Here is a 16,244-nt window from a genome sequence, read left to right as displayed (position 1 = left end):
GTTCGCGCGGCGCACGCATTGCGTGCCGCCGCGCGTCGGGCAACAGAGAAGGATAGTCATGTCCAAGGAATTTGACGTCGTCGTGATTGGCGCCGGCCCCGGCGGCTACATCGCTGCGGTGCGTGCAGCCCAGCTCGGCAAGACGGTTGCCTGTATCGAGAAGTGGAAGAACCCGGCCGGCACGCTGAAGCTCGGCGGCACCTGCCTGAACGTCGGTTGCATCCCGTCGAAGGCGCTGCTGGCCTCGTCGGAAGAATTCGAAAACACCTCGCATCACCTGGCCGATCACGGCATCACGGTCGGCGAAGTGAAGATGGACACCGCCAAGATGCTGGCCCGCAAGGACGCCATCGTCGAGAAGATGACGGGCGGTATCGAGTTCCTGTTCAAGAAGAACAAGATCACCTGGCTGAAGGGCCATGGCAAGTTCGCGGGCAAGACCGACGCGGGCGTGCAGATCGAAGTCAGCGGCGAAGGCGAGACCGAAGTCGTGACGGCGAAGAACGTCATCATCGCTACCGGCTCGAAGGCGCGTCACCTGCCGAACCTGCCGGTGGACAACAAGATCGTCGCCGACAACGAAGGCGCGCTGACGTTCGACACCGTGCCGAAGAAGCTGGCCGTGATCGGCGCCGGCGTGATCGGCCTCGAACTCGGTTCGGTCTGGCGCCGCCTGGGTGCCGAAGTGACCGTGCTCGAAGCGCTGCCGGCGTTCCTCGGTGCCGCTGACGAAGCGGTCGGCAAGGAAGCCGCGAAGCTGTTCAAGAAGCAAGGCCTCGATATCAACCTCGGCGTGAAGATCGGCGACGTGAAGGCCTCCGACGCCGGTGTGTCGATTGCCTATACCGACAAGGACGGCAACGCCAAGACGCTCGACGCCGACCGCCTGATCGTGTCGGTCGGCCGCGTGCCGAACACCGACAACCTCGGCCTCGAAGCCATCGGCCTGAAGGCCAACGAGCGCGGCTTCATCGACGTGGATGACCACTGCCGCACGGCCGTGCCGAACGTGTTCGCGATCGGCGACGTGGTGCGTGGCCCGATGCTCGCGCACAAGGCCGAAGACGAAGGCGTGCTGGTGGCCGAAGTGATCGACGGCCAGAAGCCGCACATCGACTACAACTGCATTCCGTGGGTGATCTACACCTCGCCGGAAATCGCCTGGGTCGGCAAGACCGAGCAGCAGTTGAAGTCGGAAGGCCGCGAGATCAAGGCGGGCAAGTTCCCGTTCTCGATCAACGGCCGTGCGCTCGGCATGAACGCACCGGAAGGCTTCGTGAAGATCATCGCCGATGCCAAGACCGACGAAGTGCTCGGCGTGCACATCATCTCGGCCAATGCGTCCGACCTGATCGCGGAAGCCGTGGTGGCGATGGAGTTCAAGGCGGCGTCGGAAGACATCGCCCGGATCTGCCATCCGCACCCGTCGCTGTCGGAAGTCGTGCGCGAAGCGGCACTCGCCGCCGACAAGCGTTCGCTGAACAGCTGATCGATGCGGCCGCGAGGCCGCGATACGGCGCCGTGCCGGCATGTTGCCGGGGCGGTGCCGCCGTTTGATGCCGAAGGCGGGCGGGAGTTTTCCGCTCGCCTTTGGTTTTTCTGGCTTGCATGATGAACGTCACCGAATACTACGAGCGCGAACTGGGTACGCGCGGCTATCAGGCCGACACTGCCCAACGCACCGCGATCACGCGACTGCAACACTGTTTCGACGAGTGGGTCGCCTACAAGGCGCGGCGCTCGAATGCATTCAAGAAACTCGTCATCCGGCCGGAATTGCCGAAGGGCGTGTATATGTGGGGCGGCGTCGGTCGCGGCAAAAGCTTCCTGATGGACAGCTTCTTCGCGGTCGTGCCGGTGCAGCGCAAGACGCGCCTGCACTTTCACGAATTCATGCGCGAAGTGCACCGTGAGCTCGAAGAGCTCAAAGGGCAGGCCGATCCGCTCGACGAGCTGGCGCGCCGCATCGCGAAGCGCTATCGCCTGATCTGCTTCGACGAATTCCACGTGTCCGATATTGCCGATGCGATGATTCTGTATCGCTTGCTCGACCGACTGTTCAGCAACGGCGTGCAGTTCGTGATGACCTCGAACTACGATCCGGATCTGCTGTATCCCGACGGGCTGCATCGCGACCGCATGCTGCCGGCCATCGCGCTGATCAAGCAGAAGCTCGATGTGATGAACGTCGATGCCGGCGTCGATTACCGCCAGCGCACGCTGACGCAGGTGAAGATGTACCACTCGCCGCTTGGCGCCGAAGCCGACCGCGAATTGCGCGATGCGTTTGCGCGGCTGGCCGCGGTGCCCGACGAAAGCCCGATTCTGCGTATCGAGAAGCGTGAGCTGAAGGCGTTGCGCAAGGCCGATGGCGTGGTCTGGTTCGACTTTGCGACGCTGTGCGGCGGCCCGCGCTCGCAAAACGATTACCTGGAGCTGGCGTCGCGCTTTCACGCGATCGTGCTGTCCGACGTGCCGCAAATGTCGCCACGGATGGCGTCCGAGGCACGCCGCTTCACCTGGCTGATCGATGTGCTGTACGACCACAAGGTCAAGCTGCTGATGTCGGCCGAGGTGCGGGTGGAAGATCTCTACGTGGAAGGGCCGATGGCGAACGAGTTCAGCCGGACCGTGTCGCGCATCGTGGAGATGCAGTCGCAGGAGTACATCGAAACGCCGCGACGTGTGGTGGATACTTCGCTGACCTGATCGAAGCGAGCCGGGGCGAGTTCGCGTGAGGGGAACGACCGATTCAACTCATTCGGTCATTTTCAGAATCGTCCAATATCCAGCGCGTGAGCGTCTCGTTATCGTACGTCATGTTCCTGTAATCGGAGTGGTGACATGACGCCGTACCGAGACATAACCGATATCGAGTGGCAGCGCGTTGCCGGCCTGCTGCCCGAATTGCGCCCGCGGAAGGAATTGCGAGGGCGTCCGCTTGCCGATGCGCGCAATGTGCTGAACGGCGTGCTGTGGGTGATTTTCAGCGGCGCATCGTGGTCTGCCATCCCGCGCCGTTATCCTGCGTACCAAACGTGCCATCGCCGCTTCATGCTCTGGTACGAATCGGGCACCTTGCGTGCCGTGTTGAGCGAATTGTTCGGCACCATCAGCGATGATCTCTACGAAACCGTCACCATCCGCATGCGTAAGCACACGCATTCACGGGCAGCGGAATTGCGTCATGCGATTTTGCCGAACCGGGTTCGCATGCCGCGTGTCGATCAACCCTTCCTGTCGGAGCCGCACGCACTCGCGTCGTCTCCGTTGCAGCCGCCCCATCCACTGGCGGCGTGATCAAGCGCGGTACATCAAGAGCAATAGCAGCGGCGCCCGTGTTTGACCGTGCGCCGCGTTCTGCTTGACGCTCGCTCAGGGTTGGCGAACCCAGGTCTGCGAACGGCCGAGCAGTGATACGCCGATATACCCGCGCACGACCAGCTTTTGGCCACCGTCCTCAAGCGTCATCTTGCACTTGTAGACCTTGCCATTCTCGGGGTCGAGAATGTTGCCGCCGTCCCAGTGGTCGCCTTCCTTCTTCATCGCCTTGATGATCGTCATGCCCTTGATCAACTGATCCTTGCGCTCGTCGGTACAGGCCGTGCAGCGCCGATCCGGCGTGTCGTTATCGCCGAGGCCCTTCATCACGGTGCCGGTCAGATCGCCGTTCGAATCCTGCGTGATCTGAACGAGTGCCTTCGGCTTGCCGGTGTGATCGTCGATCGTTTGCCAGGTGCCGAGCGGGCTGTCGGCTTGAGCGAATGCGCTCATGGCGGACATGAGCAGGGCACCGCCGACGGCGAGCTTGCGCAGCGAGAGATTGAAGCGGGTCATTGTCTTCCTCCTTGAGTGCATATCTTTTTCTGTCGAGCTCTGCGTCGTTTGCGCTGAATGCCTGCAAACATGCTTGGCACGATCGTTCGAGAACCTCTGCGCAGAATACGTGAAAGCCGTCGCTGCGTTTGATAGAGGTGCCTCTAATCGAGCCGGATCGCGTTCGGCGCGCGAGCCGGCGCATCAGGCTTATTGCAGTTGATAGGAGAACGACGCATTGATGCGCGGGCTGCGCGATGCGCTTTCGATCGGTGCGTCGCCCACCGCCTTCGCCACGTTGAGGTCGAGGTTGTAGTGCTGGCCGTCCGATACGCGTACGCCGATGCCGACCGACGACAGCCGGTTCGGTTGCGGCGTGCCCGCGTGCAGGTATACGCGCGCCATGTCGTACGCGATGTATGGCGTGATCGACTTCAAATAGGCATAGCCGACCGTGAATTGACGGTTGATTTCCGCCGACATGCCCCAGCCCGAATCGCCCGATGCCTCGCCGGGCTCGTACCCGAGCGCGAAGCGCTGGGCACCGAACGCAATCTGCTCGGTGGTCGGCAGCGATACCGCGCTGTACTGGCCCGTCAACTGCACCGTGGTGCCGATCTTGTACGGCCATTGGTTGGTCTGCACCAGCGTGCCGCCAGTGCGCACGAACGTGATCGAGGCCGGGTTGGTCTGCGTCGAGCCGGCGATATTCGTTTCGGCCGATTTCGATGCGCCGAGGATGTCGAAGGCCTTCGCCACGTTCAGGCTGAGCTTGGTGACCGAGCTCGGCCGGATCGTCGTGTAATCCATCTGCGCCTGCAGCACGCGCACCTGCGAGCGCAGGCCGATGTATTGGCCGCCGAGCTGGTTTTGATAGTTGTCCTCGCTATGCGACGCGTAGCCGGACACGGTGGCGAGCAGGCTGCGCTGATTGTTGAGCAGGATCGGGTACGACGTCGACAGGCCGATCTTGTCGTTGATCACGGTGCGTTTCACATAGGAGGGCAGGCCGGGGTTGTCGGTCGGGTTGCCGCGGTAATGGCTGGCATCGATGCGCGCGATCAGGCCGTTGCTGCCGATCGGCACCGAGCCGCTGGCCGCCACATAGGTCACGTTGTTCGGCCCCTTCGGCGCCAGCGCCGAGATGCTCAACTGTTCGCCGAGCGAGGTCAGGCCGCTTTCGGTGACGGTGAACACGCCCTGCACGCCGGGCGTGGTGGTGGCGATGCCGCTGCTGACGTTGATCGGCTTGCGCGATACATCGAGCGTCATGGTGGTCGCGCCGTCGGTGTTTTGCGGCGGCGGCACGTTGGCCTTGACGGTGATGCCGGGCAGCAGGCCGAATGTATTCACGTAGCGCTCGAACGTGTCCTTGCGCAGCGGCCGGTCAGCCGTGATGTGCGCCGCGACCGCGCGCAGCTTCGATTCCATCGGGCCGGGCTTGCCGGTGATCTGCACGTCGGACACGTAGCCCTCGACGATCGTCACGCGCACCACGCCGTCCTCGAACGTTTGAGCGGGCACGAACGCGAACGACAGCGCGAAGCCGCGTTCCTGGTAGAGCTTGGTCACGCCGTTTGCGACTTCGATCAGTTGTCCTATCGTGATGTCCTTGCCGACCAGGGGCGTGAATCGTGAGGACACCAGATCGAAGGGCACCGATTTGACACCTTCGACGCGGATCGTCGACGGCGTGATATGGCGAGCCAGCAGTTCTTGCACCTGTTGTGCCTGCGGCTCGACCTGCACGGTGACGGTGGAGCGCTGCGGCACATTGATTTGCGGCAGCGATTCGAGCGGGTTGCCGGCGGGGCGGGTTTGCGCCTGCGCGGGGCCAGCGGCCGTCGCGGCGAGCGCGAACAGCATCGTCCAAACCTGATGGGTGGATCGCATTTTCGGTGAGTCCTCGTAGGCCAGCTTTTAGTTTTGTACTGCGAACGGGCGGCCTCGATGTGCCGCCCGCTCATTGCAACCTGTGAAGACCGTCCGCGCTTCCCGCCAGCGCGGACGGATACCGCCTGAACCCTTACTTGCCGACGTTACCCAACGTGCCGAGCAGCCCCGTGACCGGAGCAAGCAGGCCCGTCGTGCTGCCGCCGGTTGCGCCCGCCGCACCCACCGTGGAGGTCAGTGAACCAACCAGCGAGGTGACCGGCGACAGCAGCGAGCCGGCTCCCGATGCGGCCGTGCCGCCCGTCACGCTGCCGAGCGAACCAGTTGCAGTATTCAGTAAACCGGTAACCGGCGCGAGGGGATTTGTACTACCTGTGCCGCCCGCGCCACTGGTGACCGAACCGAGTGCGCCGGTGACGGTCGACACGAGGCCGGTGACCGGAGCGAGCGGGCCGCTGGCGCTGCCGCCGGTGGCGCCGCCGAGCGAGCCGAGCAGGCCCGTCAGCGGGTTGCTCGCCGTGCCGCCCGAGGTGGAACCGTTCGCGACGCTCACGTTCGAGCCGCCGACCAGGCTGGTGATCAGGCCGGCCACCGGGTTCGCGCCGTTGGCGCCCGACGCGTTGACCAGGCCGCCGGCATTGGTGACGGTGTTGCCGAGCGATTGCACGAGCGTGCCGACGTCGCCGACCAACGGTTGTGACGACGCGCCCTTGACCTGCGTGCCGGCCGAGCTGACCGCGCTGCCCAGTTGCGCGAGCAGGCCCGAGACGGGGGCGCCGAGGCCGGTAGTCGAGCCGATCGTCTGCGTGGTCTGGCCGACTGTCGTGACGATCGGCGTGATGGCCGAGCTGATCGGTTGCGTGACTGCCGTGACCTGCGACGACGACAGTACGTTGCCAAGCGACATGCCGCCGGCCTGCACGCCATTCGCCACCGTGTTCAGCAGCGAGCTGACCGGCGTGGTGATGGGCGAGAGTGCCGAGAGCTGGCCGGTGCCGAGCGAGTTGACGGTCTGGCCGAGGCCCGCGACCGCCGTGCCGGCGCTGCTGACCACGTTGCCGAGGCCGGCTACCGTGGTGCCGACCGGATCGCTGGTCGTGCCGATCTGGCCGAGGCCGTTGGTCAGGGCGTTGGCGGCCGAGCCGACCACCGTGCCGACGCCGGACACCGTGCTGCCGAGGCCTTGCGTGACGCCGCTGTTGACGCCGGGGATCGTGACCGAGCCGACCGTGGTGCCGAGGTCGGTGACGGTCTGCGCGGCCGTCGTCAGCACGCCGGTGGTGCCGCTGCTGCTGGTGCCGCTCGACGTGCCGCTGGACGTGCCGGAGGTGGTTTGCGGCGTGTTGTTGCCGTTGCTCGCTTGCGAGGTCATGTCGCTGCCGCCGCAGGCAGCCAGCGCGGACAGGGTGGCGGCCGCCACCACGCTCAGCGTGAGACGCCAGGCGCGGTGGGCCGACGGGGACGTTTGGATCGGGTTCATGGTTGGACTCCTCTGACGCTATTTATCGTGAGTGGTGCTTACTTCTTGCCGCCGCCGAGCAGGCCGCCGACGAGCGAGGTCACGGGGGAGAGCAGGCCGCCGCCCGTTCCGCTCGTGGAGGTGGTGTTGCTCGAGCCGGTCAGGCCCGCCACCGCCGTGGTGGCCGTCGAGGTGGCGCCGCTCGTGGCCGTGCCGCCCGCTGCCGATCCGAGTGCGCCCGTCACGCCGGATACGAGGCCCGTAACCGGTGCGAGCAGGCCGCTCGCGCTGCTGCTTCCCGACGTGCCGCCGGCCACACCGCCGAGCGCGCCCGTCACGCTCGATACCAGGCCGGTGACCGGTGCGAGCAGGGCGCCTGCGCCACCGCTGGTGGTGCCGCCCGTTGCGCTGCCGAGTGCGCCGGTGACCGTCGAAACGAGGCCGGTGACCGGTGCCAACAGGGCGCCCGCGCCGCTGCCGGCCGTGCCGCCGGTCGCGCCACTGAGCGCGCCCGTCACGGTGGAAACGAGGCCCGTAACCGGAGCCAGCGGGTTGCTGCCTGCCGAGCTGCCACCCAGGCCGCCGAGTGCGCCGGTGACGGTGGAAACGAGGCCCGTCACCGGGGCCAGCGGGCTGCTGCCTGCCGAGCTGCCGCCCAGGCTGCCGAGTGCTCCGGTGACGGTCGACACCAGGCCCGTGACGGGGGCGAGCGGGCCGCTGCCGCCCGACGTGCCGCCAAGGGTGCCCAGGCCGCCCAACAGGCCCGTGACCGGTGCCAGCGGGTTGGTGCCGTTGCCGCCGGTCAGCAGGCCGCCGAGCGAGGCGACCGTGCTGCCGGTGGCCGCGACCGTCGAGCCGAGGCCGGCGGTGATGGCATTGCCGCCACCCGTGGCCGCGATCGCCGCGCCGGCCGTCTTCAGGCCGCCGCCAAGGGTGCCGAGCAGCGAATTGACCGGGGCGCCGAGGCCGGTTGCGTTGCCGATCGTCTGCGTGGTGTTGGCGACCACCGAGGTGATCGGCGTGATCGCCGAGCTGACCGTCTGCGTGATCTGCTGCACCGGGCCGGTGGTCAGCGCGTTGGTCAGCGTCGTGCCGCCGTTGGCGACTGCGCCGCCGATCGTCGATACGAGGCCGCCAACCGTCGAGGTGATGGGCGCCAGCGGCGAGAGCGGGCCGCTGCCGAGGCTCGAGACGAGGGTGCCGGTGCCGCTGACGGCGTTGCCGAGTTGCGAGACCACGCCGCCGGTCGAGCCGAGCGTGGTGCCGAGCGGATTGGAGGTCGAGCCGAGTTGGCCGAGGCCGCTCGCGAGACCGTTGCCGAGCGTGCTGACGGCGCCGCCGACGCTGCCGACCACGCTGCCGAGTGCTTGCGTCGGCGCGCTGCCGAGGCCGGGAATCGATTGGTTGGCGATCGTCGAGCCGACGCCTGCGACGGTCGTGCCGAGGCTCGACACCACGTTGCTGGTGTTGGCCACCACCGTGCCGAGGGCGTTGACCGAGCTGGTGCCGGAGCTGGTGCCCGAGCTGCTGCCCGACGAGGACGAGGAAGACGACGAGCCGCTGGTCGAACCGCTCGACGAGCCGCTGGTGCTACCCGACGACGATCCCGAGGTGCCCGACGAACTCGACGTGCCGCTCGTGCCCGACGAGCCGCTGGTACCGGAAGAGCCACTGGTGCCCGACGATCCGCTGGTGCCGGACGAGCCGCTGGTGCCCGAGGTGGTTTGCGGCGTGTTGTTGTCGGAGCCGCCGGTGCCCTGGCTCAACGAACCGGAGCCGCCGCAGGCGGAGAGGGAAAGCATGGCTGCCACGGTGGCCGCGATCAAAGTCGTCCGGAACGTGCCATGAGTGATCGTTTGGGTGTCCATTTCGTCCTCGCAGTGCTGTTGTGTGATGTGTGTTGCTGCGACGATCACTCTGCAACACCCGTGCCATGCGATTCGATTAACGATTCGGTTGCTTTCTCGACTGCCCGGAAAGCCTTGTCGTGCCGTGGTTTAACGATTGCTGAAAACGATTTTTAATCGAATCCAATGGAGCCTGGGAAACCGGCTAAATCACGTTCCGTAACGTAACGTCACATCATTTCCGTTACGCCCGGTTCGTAACGTGGTGCCGCGGCGCCATTCAATCGAACGATTGTTTTACTGATGATTTAGATAGGTACATCTAACCTATCGTTAGCCCTTATGGGTAAGGCTCAGAAAGATAGTAAAAATTGCCTTGAGGGCTGGACGGATCGGCAAGAAAAATCATAAAAAAAGTTGGAAATAAAAGTTCTTGGGATTAAGATTCGATCGTGCGTGTACGGAACCGCACAGACAACGCGAAGTGGAGGTGCCTATCGAAACAACTGCAAGATTGTTAATCGGCATCAAAATATGTTAAGAGCTCCTGAAAAAACGAGCTATAAAGAAATGGCCGAAGCCGGACGTCAGAGCTGGTAACGGTTAGGTGGCCCGATATGCATATCGCATGCGGCCAACGAAACTCAAGGCACGAGGGATTACCATGAATGCACTTATCAATCGCTTCCTCAAGGAAGAAGACGGGGTGACCGCTGTCGAATACGGCCTCATCGCAGGCCTGATGGCGGTGGCGTTGGTTGCTGGCATCGGATTGCTGACCAACGGGCTCAGCGGCGCCTTCGGCTATATCGCCGCCAGGCTCCCTGGAGGTTGAGCGTCCGGGCGACAAGTCCGCGAGATCTTCATATTTGTCATTCTGTGTGCGGGTCGTCTACCCGGCGCCCGCACTCTTCGCGCACGCTTCGGAAATTTGAATGATCCTGCTCTTTAGTGTCGGGTTTTTCCTGGCCTGGGCAATGATGGTTGCAGTCGGCGATTTTCGTTATCGGCGTATTCCCAATTCCTTGGTAGTTTCAGGATTGATATGCGCCATTGTTTTTGCTGCTGCCGGGTATAACCCTTTTGGTATAACGCTGGCCGGTGCAATAATCGGCGCCGTTGTTGGCTTTGTTGGATTGTTGCCGTTTTTTGCCCTGCGCTTGATGGGGGCGGCAGATGTCAAGGTGTTTCTGACGCTCGGTGCGTGGTGCGGATTGCGAATGATGTTCTGGTGCTGGATTTTCGCGAGCCTGGTTGCATTGATTCACGCGCTTGGAATCATGTATTGGACTCGAACGCCATTAGGTGAATTGTGGCGGCGTGGTAAACCCGCATTGGCGTTGGGTGGATATCGCGGATCGCCTTACGCTGCGTTTCTGGTCATGCCCGCGGCAGCGGCATTGATACTTTATATCGTAACGGGGAATGTGCGATGAAATCGAGGGTCTGCGCGCCGCGTCGGCGGAGCAACCGCGGTTCGATGTCAGTTGAGTTCGCATTGATATTCCCGCTGTTTTTCATGGTGTTGTATTCGGTTGTGACTTACGGCCTGATTTTCGCCGCCCAACAGAATTTGACGCTGGCCGCCACCGAAGGCGCGCGTGCCGCGTTGAACTATCAGGTCAGTACCACGCCGCAGGCGGCGTTGGGCGCACGCGCCGCCGCCGCATGCACGGCAGCAACCAATCTCGTCGGCTGGCTCTCGGGTGCGCAATGCACTTCGACGCCCGCGGGCACCTGCTCCTACGACGCCTCGATGTACTGCATCAAGGTGACGTTGTCCTACCCCTATTCAACCAGGCCATTGATCGCGCCGCTGCCGTTGGTCGGCATGCTGTTGCCGGTCCCGGCCGCACTGATCGGCTCGGCCACGGTCCAGATCAGTCCGGTCAACATCATTTAGGAGCACGTGGAGGACCGCGCCGATCGTCAAATACGGGGGGATCGGCGGCAGTACAGGCAGGTGCAGGACATTTCATGGATCGACTGTTCGCATAACAACCATGGCCAACAATCTGACGAAAATATTCGCGGTGGCGCTGATCGCCATCGCCTTGCTGCTCGGCATCTACGCGTGGGTGCTCGGCCGCCGGCCCGCGCCGATTGTCGAAAACAACGTTCAGCAGGCGGCGGCGAAGCTGTTCCCGGTCGTGGTCGCCGCGCATCCGCTCAAGGCCGGTCAGGCGATCGCGGCCGACGGCCTGAAGGTGCAGCAGGTCGCCGGCCTGCCGCAAGGCACATTCGCCGATCCGGTCCAGATCATCGGTCGGGTGCCGATCGCCGACATTCCCGAACAGGCCGCCGTGGTCGAGAGCTCACTGTCATCGGGCATGGCCGATCTGATCGCGCCGGGCGAGCGCGCCGTGGCGGTCAAGGTCGATGAAAACAACGCGGTCGGCAATCGCGTGCGGCCCGGCAATTTCGTCGACGTGTTCGTCAACCTGAAGCGCGATGCGGCGTCCGCCATGTCCGTGACCGGAAGCGGCAACGGCAACGGCCCGGAGATCGCCAAGACCCAGGCAAAGATGCTGCTCTCGAAGATCCGCGTGTTGGCCTTCGGCGATGCGACGACCGCACGCGACCAGTCGCCCGGCGCGATGGGCGGCGTGCGCACCGCGGTACTCGCGGTGCCGACCGAACAGATCGATGCACTGACCCTGGCCGAAGCCACCGGCAACCTGACGCTCGCGCTGCGCAGCCCGCGCGACGAGGCGGTGGCGACGCAGACGGTGGCGATGCGTGTCGCGGCCAATGCCGACAAGGACCCGTCGGCGCGGGCCGCGGCCGGCATGTCCCTGTCCGAGCTGTCGCGCGGCGTGGCCGATACGACGCCGGCTCCGGTCGTGCGCAAGGCGCCGCCGCGCGTGGTGGCGCGCAGCGCGGAAAGCAGCAGCATCGAAGTGATACGGGGCGGGCGGGCCGAGTCGGTCGCCTATTGAGTGGCAGTGAGTACGCGGTACAGGTTGCAACCGACACGGAGAGGCCCGGCTGCGGGCCTCCGACACAATGAAAAAGAAACTGATTGCATTGGCCATTGCATTGAATGCATTGACGTTGTCGTCCGTGGCAAGCGCAGCCGGCCCGGACGCGAGCGTCGACGTCGCGGTTGGCGCGCAGCGGCCGATCGCGGCCGGGCGCACCTTGCAGCGCGTCGCCGTCGGTGATCCGGCGGTGGCCGACGTGCTGATCATCAAGGGTGGCGGTGTGCTGCTGATCGGCAAGAGCGCCGGGACCACCAACGTGATGCTCTGGGAGCGCGGGCGCAGCGAGCCGTCCACGTACACCGTGCACGTGACGAGCGGCGCGGCGAACGCGTTGCTCAACGATGCGTCGCCGCGCGTCGATACCTACGGCGACACCACCGTGATTTCCGGCTCCGGGACCACCCTCGAAGCGCACCAGCGCGCGGTGGATGTGGCGAACGCGGCAGCGGCCGCGCGGGCTGCGGCGCAGCGGCAAGGTGCAGCCGGGCAGGGCGGCGCTGCGGGCGGCGCGGGCCGTGGCAGCGGCGCATCGCGGGGTGGCTCGGGAGCCGGTGGCGGAGCAGGCGGCGGCGTGGCGGCGGGCAGCGGCCCGCAGGTGGTCGACGCGTCGACGATCAGCGGCAAGAACGTGGTGCAGGTCGACGTGCGGGTGGTGGAATTCAGCCGCGCGGCGATCAAGGAAGCGGGCCTGAACCTGTTCAAGTCGAACAACGGCTTCTCGTTCGGCTCGTTCGCGCCGAGCTCGCTGCAGACCATGAACTACAGCCCGTCGTCGGGCCTGGCCGTCACGGCGGCCTCGCCGATCACGGCGGCGTTCAACCTGGTGGTGGGCTCGACCTCGCGCGGCCTGGCGGGCAACCTCTCGGTCATGGAGCAGAACAACCTGGCCCGGATTCTCGCGCAGCCCACGCTGGTCGCCCTGTCGGGCCAGAGCGCGAACTTCCTGGCCGGCGGCGAGATTCCGGTGCCGGTGCCGCAGTCGCTCGGCACCATCTCGATCGAATGGAAGCCTTACGGTATCGGGCTGACGGTCACGCCGACCGTGCTCGGTCCGAACCGGATCGCGCTGAAGGTGGCGCCGGAAGCGAGCCAGCTCGATTTCCTGCATGCCATCACGATCGACAGCATTACGGTGCCGGCGCTGACCACCCGTCGCGCGGACACCACGGTCGAACTCGGCGACGGCGAAAGCTACGTGATCGGCGGCCTGATCGATCGCGAAACGACGTCGAATGTGAGCAAGGTGCCGTTCCTCGGTGATCTGCCGATCATCGGCGCCTTCTTCAAGAGTCTGAGCTACCAGCAGAACGACAAGGAACTGATGATCATCGTGACGCCGCATCTGGTGTCGCCGATCGCGGCCGGCGCGGCGTTGCCGGCCACGCCCGGCGAACGCTCGGAGCAGCGCGACGGGCCGGTCTGGCGGTCGTTCCTGGGCGGCATGCTGGTGCCGGATGCGGCTCCGGGGTTCTCGAAATGAGCGCGCCGGAGGTGGGGAATGTGAACGGCCGGATGCGGTGCACGTTCGCGCACCGTTTTACGGGGAGTGTTCAACATGAACGCGAGAACGCAATCGTTGGCTGAGCCTGCCGTCACCGATCATTTCATCTGCGCCTCGGCGCGCGGCGAGCACGTCAGGTGGCTCGGGCAGACGCTCGTGTCCACCGGCGCGGTCGAGGCATCGCCGCTCGACGCGGCGGTGCTGATCCAGCGGATCGGCGGCCTGAATCCGGCGCTCGTCTTTATCGATTTCGCCGGCGACCACGCGGCCGCGAGCACGGCGGTGTCGGCCGTGCGCACGGCGTATCCGGGCCTGCCCGTGATCGCGCTCGGCACCTTGACCGAGCCCGAGAGCGCGCTGTCGGCGCTGCGTGCCGGGGTGCGCGATTTCGTGGATCTGTCGGCGCCGGCGGAAGAGGCGCTGCGCGTCACGCGCGGGCTGCTCGACAACCTCGGCGAACCGACCAGCCGGCACGGCAAGGTGCTGACGCTGCTCGGTGCGCGCGCGGGGATGGGCGTCAGCACGCTGGCGACGAATCTCTCGGTGCTGCTGCAGCGCAAGGTGGCGGCGCAGAACCGTCGCACCGCGCTGGTCGACCTCGGCTTGCCGGCCGGCGACGGCGCGCTGTTCCTCAACACGCGCTGCGAGCTGCATTTCGTCGAGGCCGTGCGCAACCTGCGCCGCTTCGACCGCACGTTCGTCAATACCGCCTTCGCGCATCACACGAGCGGCGTGGCGCTGACCACGCTGCCGCCGAATCTCGCCGATCTGCGCGAAGTGTCGGCGGCCGCCTGCGCCGGCCTGTTCAACCGGCTGCGTGCGTTCGTCGATCAGCAGGTCGTCGATCTCGGCGGCTTCACGAATCGCGAGTTCATCTCGCAGATCGTGTCGTTGAGCGACGAGGTCTGGCTTGTCTGCGATCAGGGCATCGCGTCGGTCGTGTCGGCCGTCGAATTGCTCGGCGACTTGCGCGAGAAGGGCGTCAATACCGAGCGCGTCAAGCTGGTCGTCAATCAATACGACGCGGGGATCGGCCTGCTGCCGGCGCAGATCGCCGAGCGGCTCGACGTGCCGCTCGCGGCGACGCTGCCATCGCGTCGCGTCGCGATCGGGCATGCGGCGAACCAGGGCAAGCTGATCGTCGAGGCGGCCGAGCGCGATCCGTACGTGAAGGCGCTCGACGGGCTGATCGAGCGCCTGACGGCGAGCGCCGCGGGCACCATGGGCGCGGCAGGCACGGCGTCCGGCGAGGCAGTCGCGCCGCCGGCGAGCGGCCTCGCGGCGCTGAAGCGTTTCATTCAATCCTCCACGAAGCGGTCGTAAGCGAGATGGCACACGACGACATCCAATTTGCCGACGGCGCCGCGCCGTTTTCCCAAACGCAGCAGTTCCACGACATCAAGAACGCGGCGCACGAGCATCTGCTGACCCGGATCGAGGAGCTCGGCTCGGAGTTCGGCCGCTGGTCGCGCCAGGCGATCAACCAGTTCGTCGATCTCGAGATCGACAGCTTCGTGCGCCTGCGCCGGATTCCGCTCAACGAAAGCGAGGTGCGCGAGATCGGCGAGGCGCTGACCAAGGAGCTGGCCGGCTTCGGGCCGATCGAGGACCTGCTGGCCGACCCGCTCGTCGAGGACATCCTGATCAACGGCTACAACGACATCTACGTGTCGCGCCGCGGGATTCTCGCCAAGCTGCCGATCCGCTTCACCGACAACGCGCACTTGCTGCGCATCGTGCGTCGCATCCTCGCGCCGGTCGGCCGCCGGCTTGACGAATCGAATCCGATGGTCGATGCGCGCCTGCCCGACGGCGGCCGCGTCAACGTCGTGATCGAGCCGCTGTCGCTCGAAGGGCCGGTGGTATCGATCCGGAAATTCCGCAAGGACCCGCTCAAGCCGTCCGACCTGCTCGAGAACGGCACGTTCAACGACGAGATCGCCACGTTGCTGGAAGCGGCCGTGCAGGGACGCTGCAACGTCCTGGTGTCGGGTGGCACGAGTTCGGGCAAGACCTCGCTGCTGAACGCGCTGGCGTTCTACATCCCCGAGACCGAACGCGTCGTGACGATCGAGGACACGGCCGAACTGTCGCTGAACCACCCGCACGTGGTGCGCCTCGAAAGCCGCCCCGGCAGCTTCGACGGCACCGGCGTGGTGTCGATCCGCGACTTGCTGCGCAACACGCTGCGGATGCGGCCGGATCGGATCATCGTCGGCGAAGTGCGCGGCGGCGAAGTGCTCGAAATGCTGCAGGCGATGAACACCGGCCACGACGGCTCGATGGGCACGATCCACGCAAGCTCGCCGCGCGAATGCCTGTATCGCCTCGAAATGCTGGCGGGCTTCGCGGGCTTTCAAGGCACCGAATCGAGCCTGCGCCGCCAGATCGCCAACGCGATCGATTTCATCGTGCAGATCGGCCGCCTGTCCAACGGACGCCGCCGGATTCTGTCGATCACCGAAGTGACGGGCATGGCCGACAACATCGTCGCGACCCAGGAGCTGTATCGCTACGAGGCGCGCGTCACGCCCGAGGGCGAGGAAATCGATCATTGGGAATCGCTCGGCATTCACCCGCATTCGCCGAAGCTCGCGCGGTTCCGCAACGTGCTGATCGGCAACATGGGCGGCGCCGACGGTTTCGGCCGTAACGGAGGCTTCAATGTCTAGCGGCGTGCTCTGGTCGCTGTCGTTCGCGCTGATCCTGGCGGCTGCCGGCGTCTGGCTGTGGCGCGGCAGCCA

13 protein-coding genes and 2 pseudogenes are annotated in these 16,244 nt (G+C 65.4%); 11 read left to right on the top strand and 4 right to left on the bottom strand.

Translation table 11 applies throughout. From position 1 onward, the window contains the following. Positions 1-58: 58 nt before the first annotated feature. From lpdA to ACYP33_RS19215, 3 genes are all read left to right on the top strand, one after another. Positions 59-1,489 (top strand): dihydrolipoyl dehydrogenase, encoded by a 1,431-nt coding sequence (gene lpdA, locus ACYP33_RS19225; RefSeq protein WP_414444962.1) that lies wholly within the window; start codon positions 59-61, stop codon positions 1,487-1,489. Positions 1,490-1,611: 122 nt separating this feature from the next. After that, on the top strand, positions 1,612-2,709 hold the full coding sequence (gene zapE / locus ACYP33_RS19220; RefSeq protein ID WP_414444963.1) for a cell division protein ZapE: 1,098 nt from the start codon (positions 1,612-1,614) through the stop codon (positions 2,707-2,709). A 135-nt stretch (positions 2,710-2,844) separates the two neighbouring features. Further along, a complete protein-coding gene (locus ACYP33_RS19215) occupies positions 2,845-3,300 on the top strand; it encodes a transposase (RefSeq protein ID WP_414449559.1) in 456 nt (151 codons plus the stop codon). A 75-nt stretch (positions 3,301-3,375) separates the two neighbouring features. On the opposite strand, the gene ACYP33_RS19210 is transcribed toward ACYP33_RS19215, so the two are convergent. The 4 genes from ACYP33_RS19210 to ACYP33_RS19195 all read right to left on the bottom strand — a co-directional run bounded on the left by ACYP33_RS19210 (position 3,376) and on the right by ACYP33_RS19195 (position 9,036). Beyond that, on the bottom strand, positions 3,376-3,837 hold the full coding sequence (locus tag ACYP33_RS19210) for a DUF2147 domain-containing protein (protein WP_414444965.1): 462 nt from the start codon (positions 3,835-3,837) through the stop codon (positions 3,376-3,378). Positions 3,838-4,026: 189 nt separating this feature from the next. After that, positions 4,027-5,709, bottom strand: a complete 1,683-nt coding sequence (locus ACYP33_RS19205) for a ShlB/FhaC/HecB family hemolysin secretion/activation protein (protein WP_459623358.1) — start codon at positions 5,707-5,709, stop codon at positions 4,027-4,029. Between the two features lie 133 nt (positions 5,710-5,842). Continuing rightward, positions 5,843-7,189, bottom strand: a complete 1,347-nt coding sequence (locus ACYP33_RS19200) for a collagen-like triple helix repeat-containing protein (protein WP_459623356.1) — start codon at positions 7,187-7,189, stop codon at positions 5,843-5,845. A 38-nt stretch (positions 7,190-7,227) separates the two neighbouring features. Continuing rightward, positions 7,228-9,036 (bottom strand): collagen-like triple helix repeat-containing protein, encoded by a 1,809-nt coding sequence (locus ACYP33_RS19195; protein ID WP_459623354.1) that lies wholly within the window; start codon positions 9,034-9,036, stop codon positions 7,228-7,230. 643 nt (positions 9,037-9,679) lie between these two features. On the opposite strand from ACYP33_RS19195, the gene ACYP33_RS19190 reads away from it, so the two are divergent. From ACYP33_RS19190 to ACYP33_RS19155, 8 genes and pseudogenes are all read left to right on the top strand, one after another. Continuing rightward, positions 9,680-9,850, top strand: coding sequence for a Flp family type IVb pilin (locus ACYP33_RS19190; RefSeq protein WP_459623352.1), 171 nt, complete (start codon positions 9,680-9,682; stop codon positions 9,848-9,850). Between the two features lie 100 nt (positions 9,851-9,950). Next, positions 9,951-10,451 (top strand): A24 family peptidase, encoded by a 501-nt coding sequence (locus tag ACYP33_RS19185; protein WP_459623350.1) that lies wholly within the window; start codon positions 9,951-9,953, stop codon positions 10,449-10,451. Continuing rightward, positions 10,448-10,918 carry a TadE/TadG family type IV pilus assembly protein gene (locus ACYP33_RS19180; protein WP_414444971.1) on the top strand — a complete coding sequence of 157 codons (471 nt, stop codon included), beginning with the start codon at positions 10,448-10,450 and terminating at the stop codon, positions 10,916-10,918. Before ACYP33_RS19185 ends, ACYP33_RS19180 begins: the two co-directional genes overlap by 4 nt. Positions 10,919-11,018: 100 nt before the next feature. Then, positions 11,019-11,954 carry a Flp pilus assembly protein CpaB gene (gene cpaB, locus ACYP33_RS19175; RefSeq protein WP_459623348.1) on the top strand — a complete coding sequence of 312 codons (936 nt, stop codon included), beginning with the start codon at positions 11,019-11,021 and terminating at the stop codon, positions 11,952-11,954. 67 nt (positions 11,955-12,021) lie between these two features. Continuing rightward, a pseudogene (locus tag ACYP33_RS19170) lies at positions 12,022-12,300 on the top strand (pilus assembly protein N-terminal domain-containing protein); the annotation flags it as partial. 120 nt (positions 12,301-12,420) lie between these two features. Further along, positions 12,421-13,479: pseudogene (locus ACYP33_RS19165) on the top strand (type II and III secretion system protein family protein); the annotation flags it as partial. A gap of 75 nt (positions 13,480-13,554) precedes the next feature. Continuing rightward, positions 13,555-14,823 carry a fimbrial protein gene (locus ACYP33_RS19160; protein WP_414449551.1) on the top strand — a complete coding sequence of 423 codons (1,269 nt, stop codon included), beginning with the start codon at positions 13,555-13,557 and terminating at the stop codon, positions 14,821-14,823. Positions 14,824-14,828: 5 nt separating this feature from the next. Then, positions 14,829-16,172, top strand: a complete 1,344-nt coding sequence (locus ACYP33_RS19155; RefSeq protein ID WP_414444974.1) for a CpaF family protein — start codon at positions 14,829-14,831, stop codon at positions 16,170-16,172. The last annotated feature ends 72 nt before the right edge of the window (positions 16,173-16,244 follow it).

The sequence above is a fragment of the Burkholderia sp. 3C genome (assembly GCF_054589155.1).
Note: the sequence above shows the minus strand (reverse complement) of the source record. Positions and strands in the feature narration are given on the sequence as shown.

What these genes read in the sequence shown, in the direction of transcription:
- lpdA (WP_414444962.1), top strand. Translation starts at nt 59, where the DNA reads ATGTCCAAGGAATTTGACGTCGTCGTGATTGGCGCCGGCCCCGGCGGC.
- zapE (WP_414444963.1), top strand. Translation starts at nt 1,612, where the DNA reads ATGAACGTCACCGAATACTACGAGCGCGAACTGGGTACGCGCGGCTAT.
- ACYP33_RS19215 (WP_414449559.1), top strand. Translation starts at nt 2,845, where the DNA reads ATGACGCCGTACCGAGACATAACCGATATCGAGTGGCAGCGCGTTGCC.
- ACYP33_RS19210 (WP_414444965.1), bottom strand. Translation starts at nt 3,837, where the DNA reads ATGACCCGCTTCAATCTCTCGCTGCGCAAGCTCGCCGTCGGCGGTGCC.
- ACYP33_RS19205 (WP_459623358.1), bottom strand. Translation starts at nt 5,709, where the DNA reads ATGCGATCCACCCATCAGGTTTGGACGATGCTGTTCGCGCTCGCCGCG.
- ACYP33_RS19200 (WP_459623356.1), bottom strand. Translation starts at nt 7,189, where the DNA reads ATGAACCCGATCCAAACGTCCCCGTCGGCCCACCGCGCCTGGCGTCTC.
- ACYP33_RS19195 (WP_459623354.1), bottom strand. Translation starts at nt 9,036, where the DNA reads ATGGACACCCAAACGATCACTCATGGCACGTTCCGGACGACTTTGATC.
- ACYP33_RS19190 (WP_459623352.1), top strand. Translation starts at nt 9,680, where the DNA reads ATGAATGCACTTATCAATCGCTTCCTCAAGGAAGAAGACGGGGTGACC.
- ACYP33_RS19185 (WP_459623350.1), top strand. Translation starts at nt 9,951, where the DNA reads ATGATCCTGCTCTTTAGTGTCGGGTTTTTCCTGGCCTGGGCAATGATG.
- ACYP33_RS19180 (WP_414444971.1), top strand. Translation starts at nt 10,448, where the DNA reads ATGAAATCGAGGGTCTGCGCGCCGCGTCGGCGGAGCAACCGCGGTTCG.
- cpaB (WP_459623348.1), top strand. Translation starts at nt 11,019, where the DNA reads ATGGCCAACAATCTGACGAAAATATTCGCGGTGGCGCTGATCGCCATC.
- ACYP33_RS19160 (WP_414449551.1), top strand. Translation starts at nt 13,555, where the DNA reads ATGAACGCGAGAACGCAATCGTTGGCTGAGCCTGCCGTCACCGATCAT.
- ACYP33_RS19155 (WP_414444974.1), top strand. Translation starts at nt 14,829, where the DNA reads ATGGCACACGACGACATCCAATTTGCCGACGGCGCCGCGCCGTTTTCC.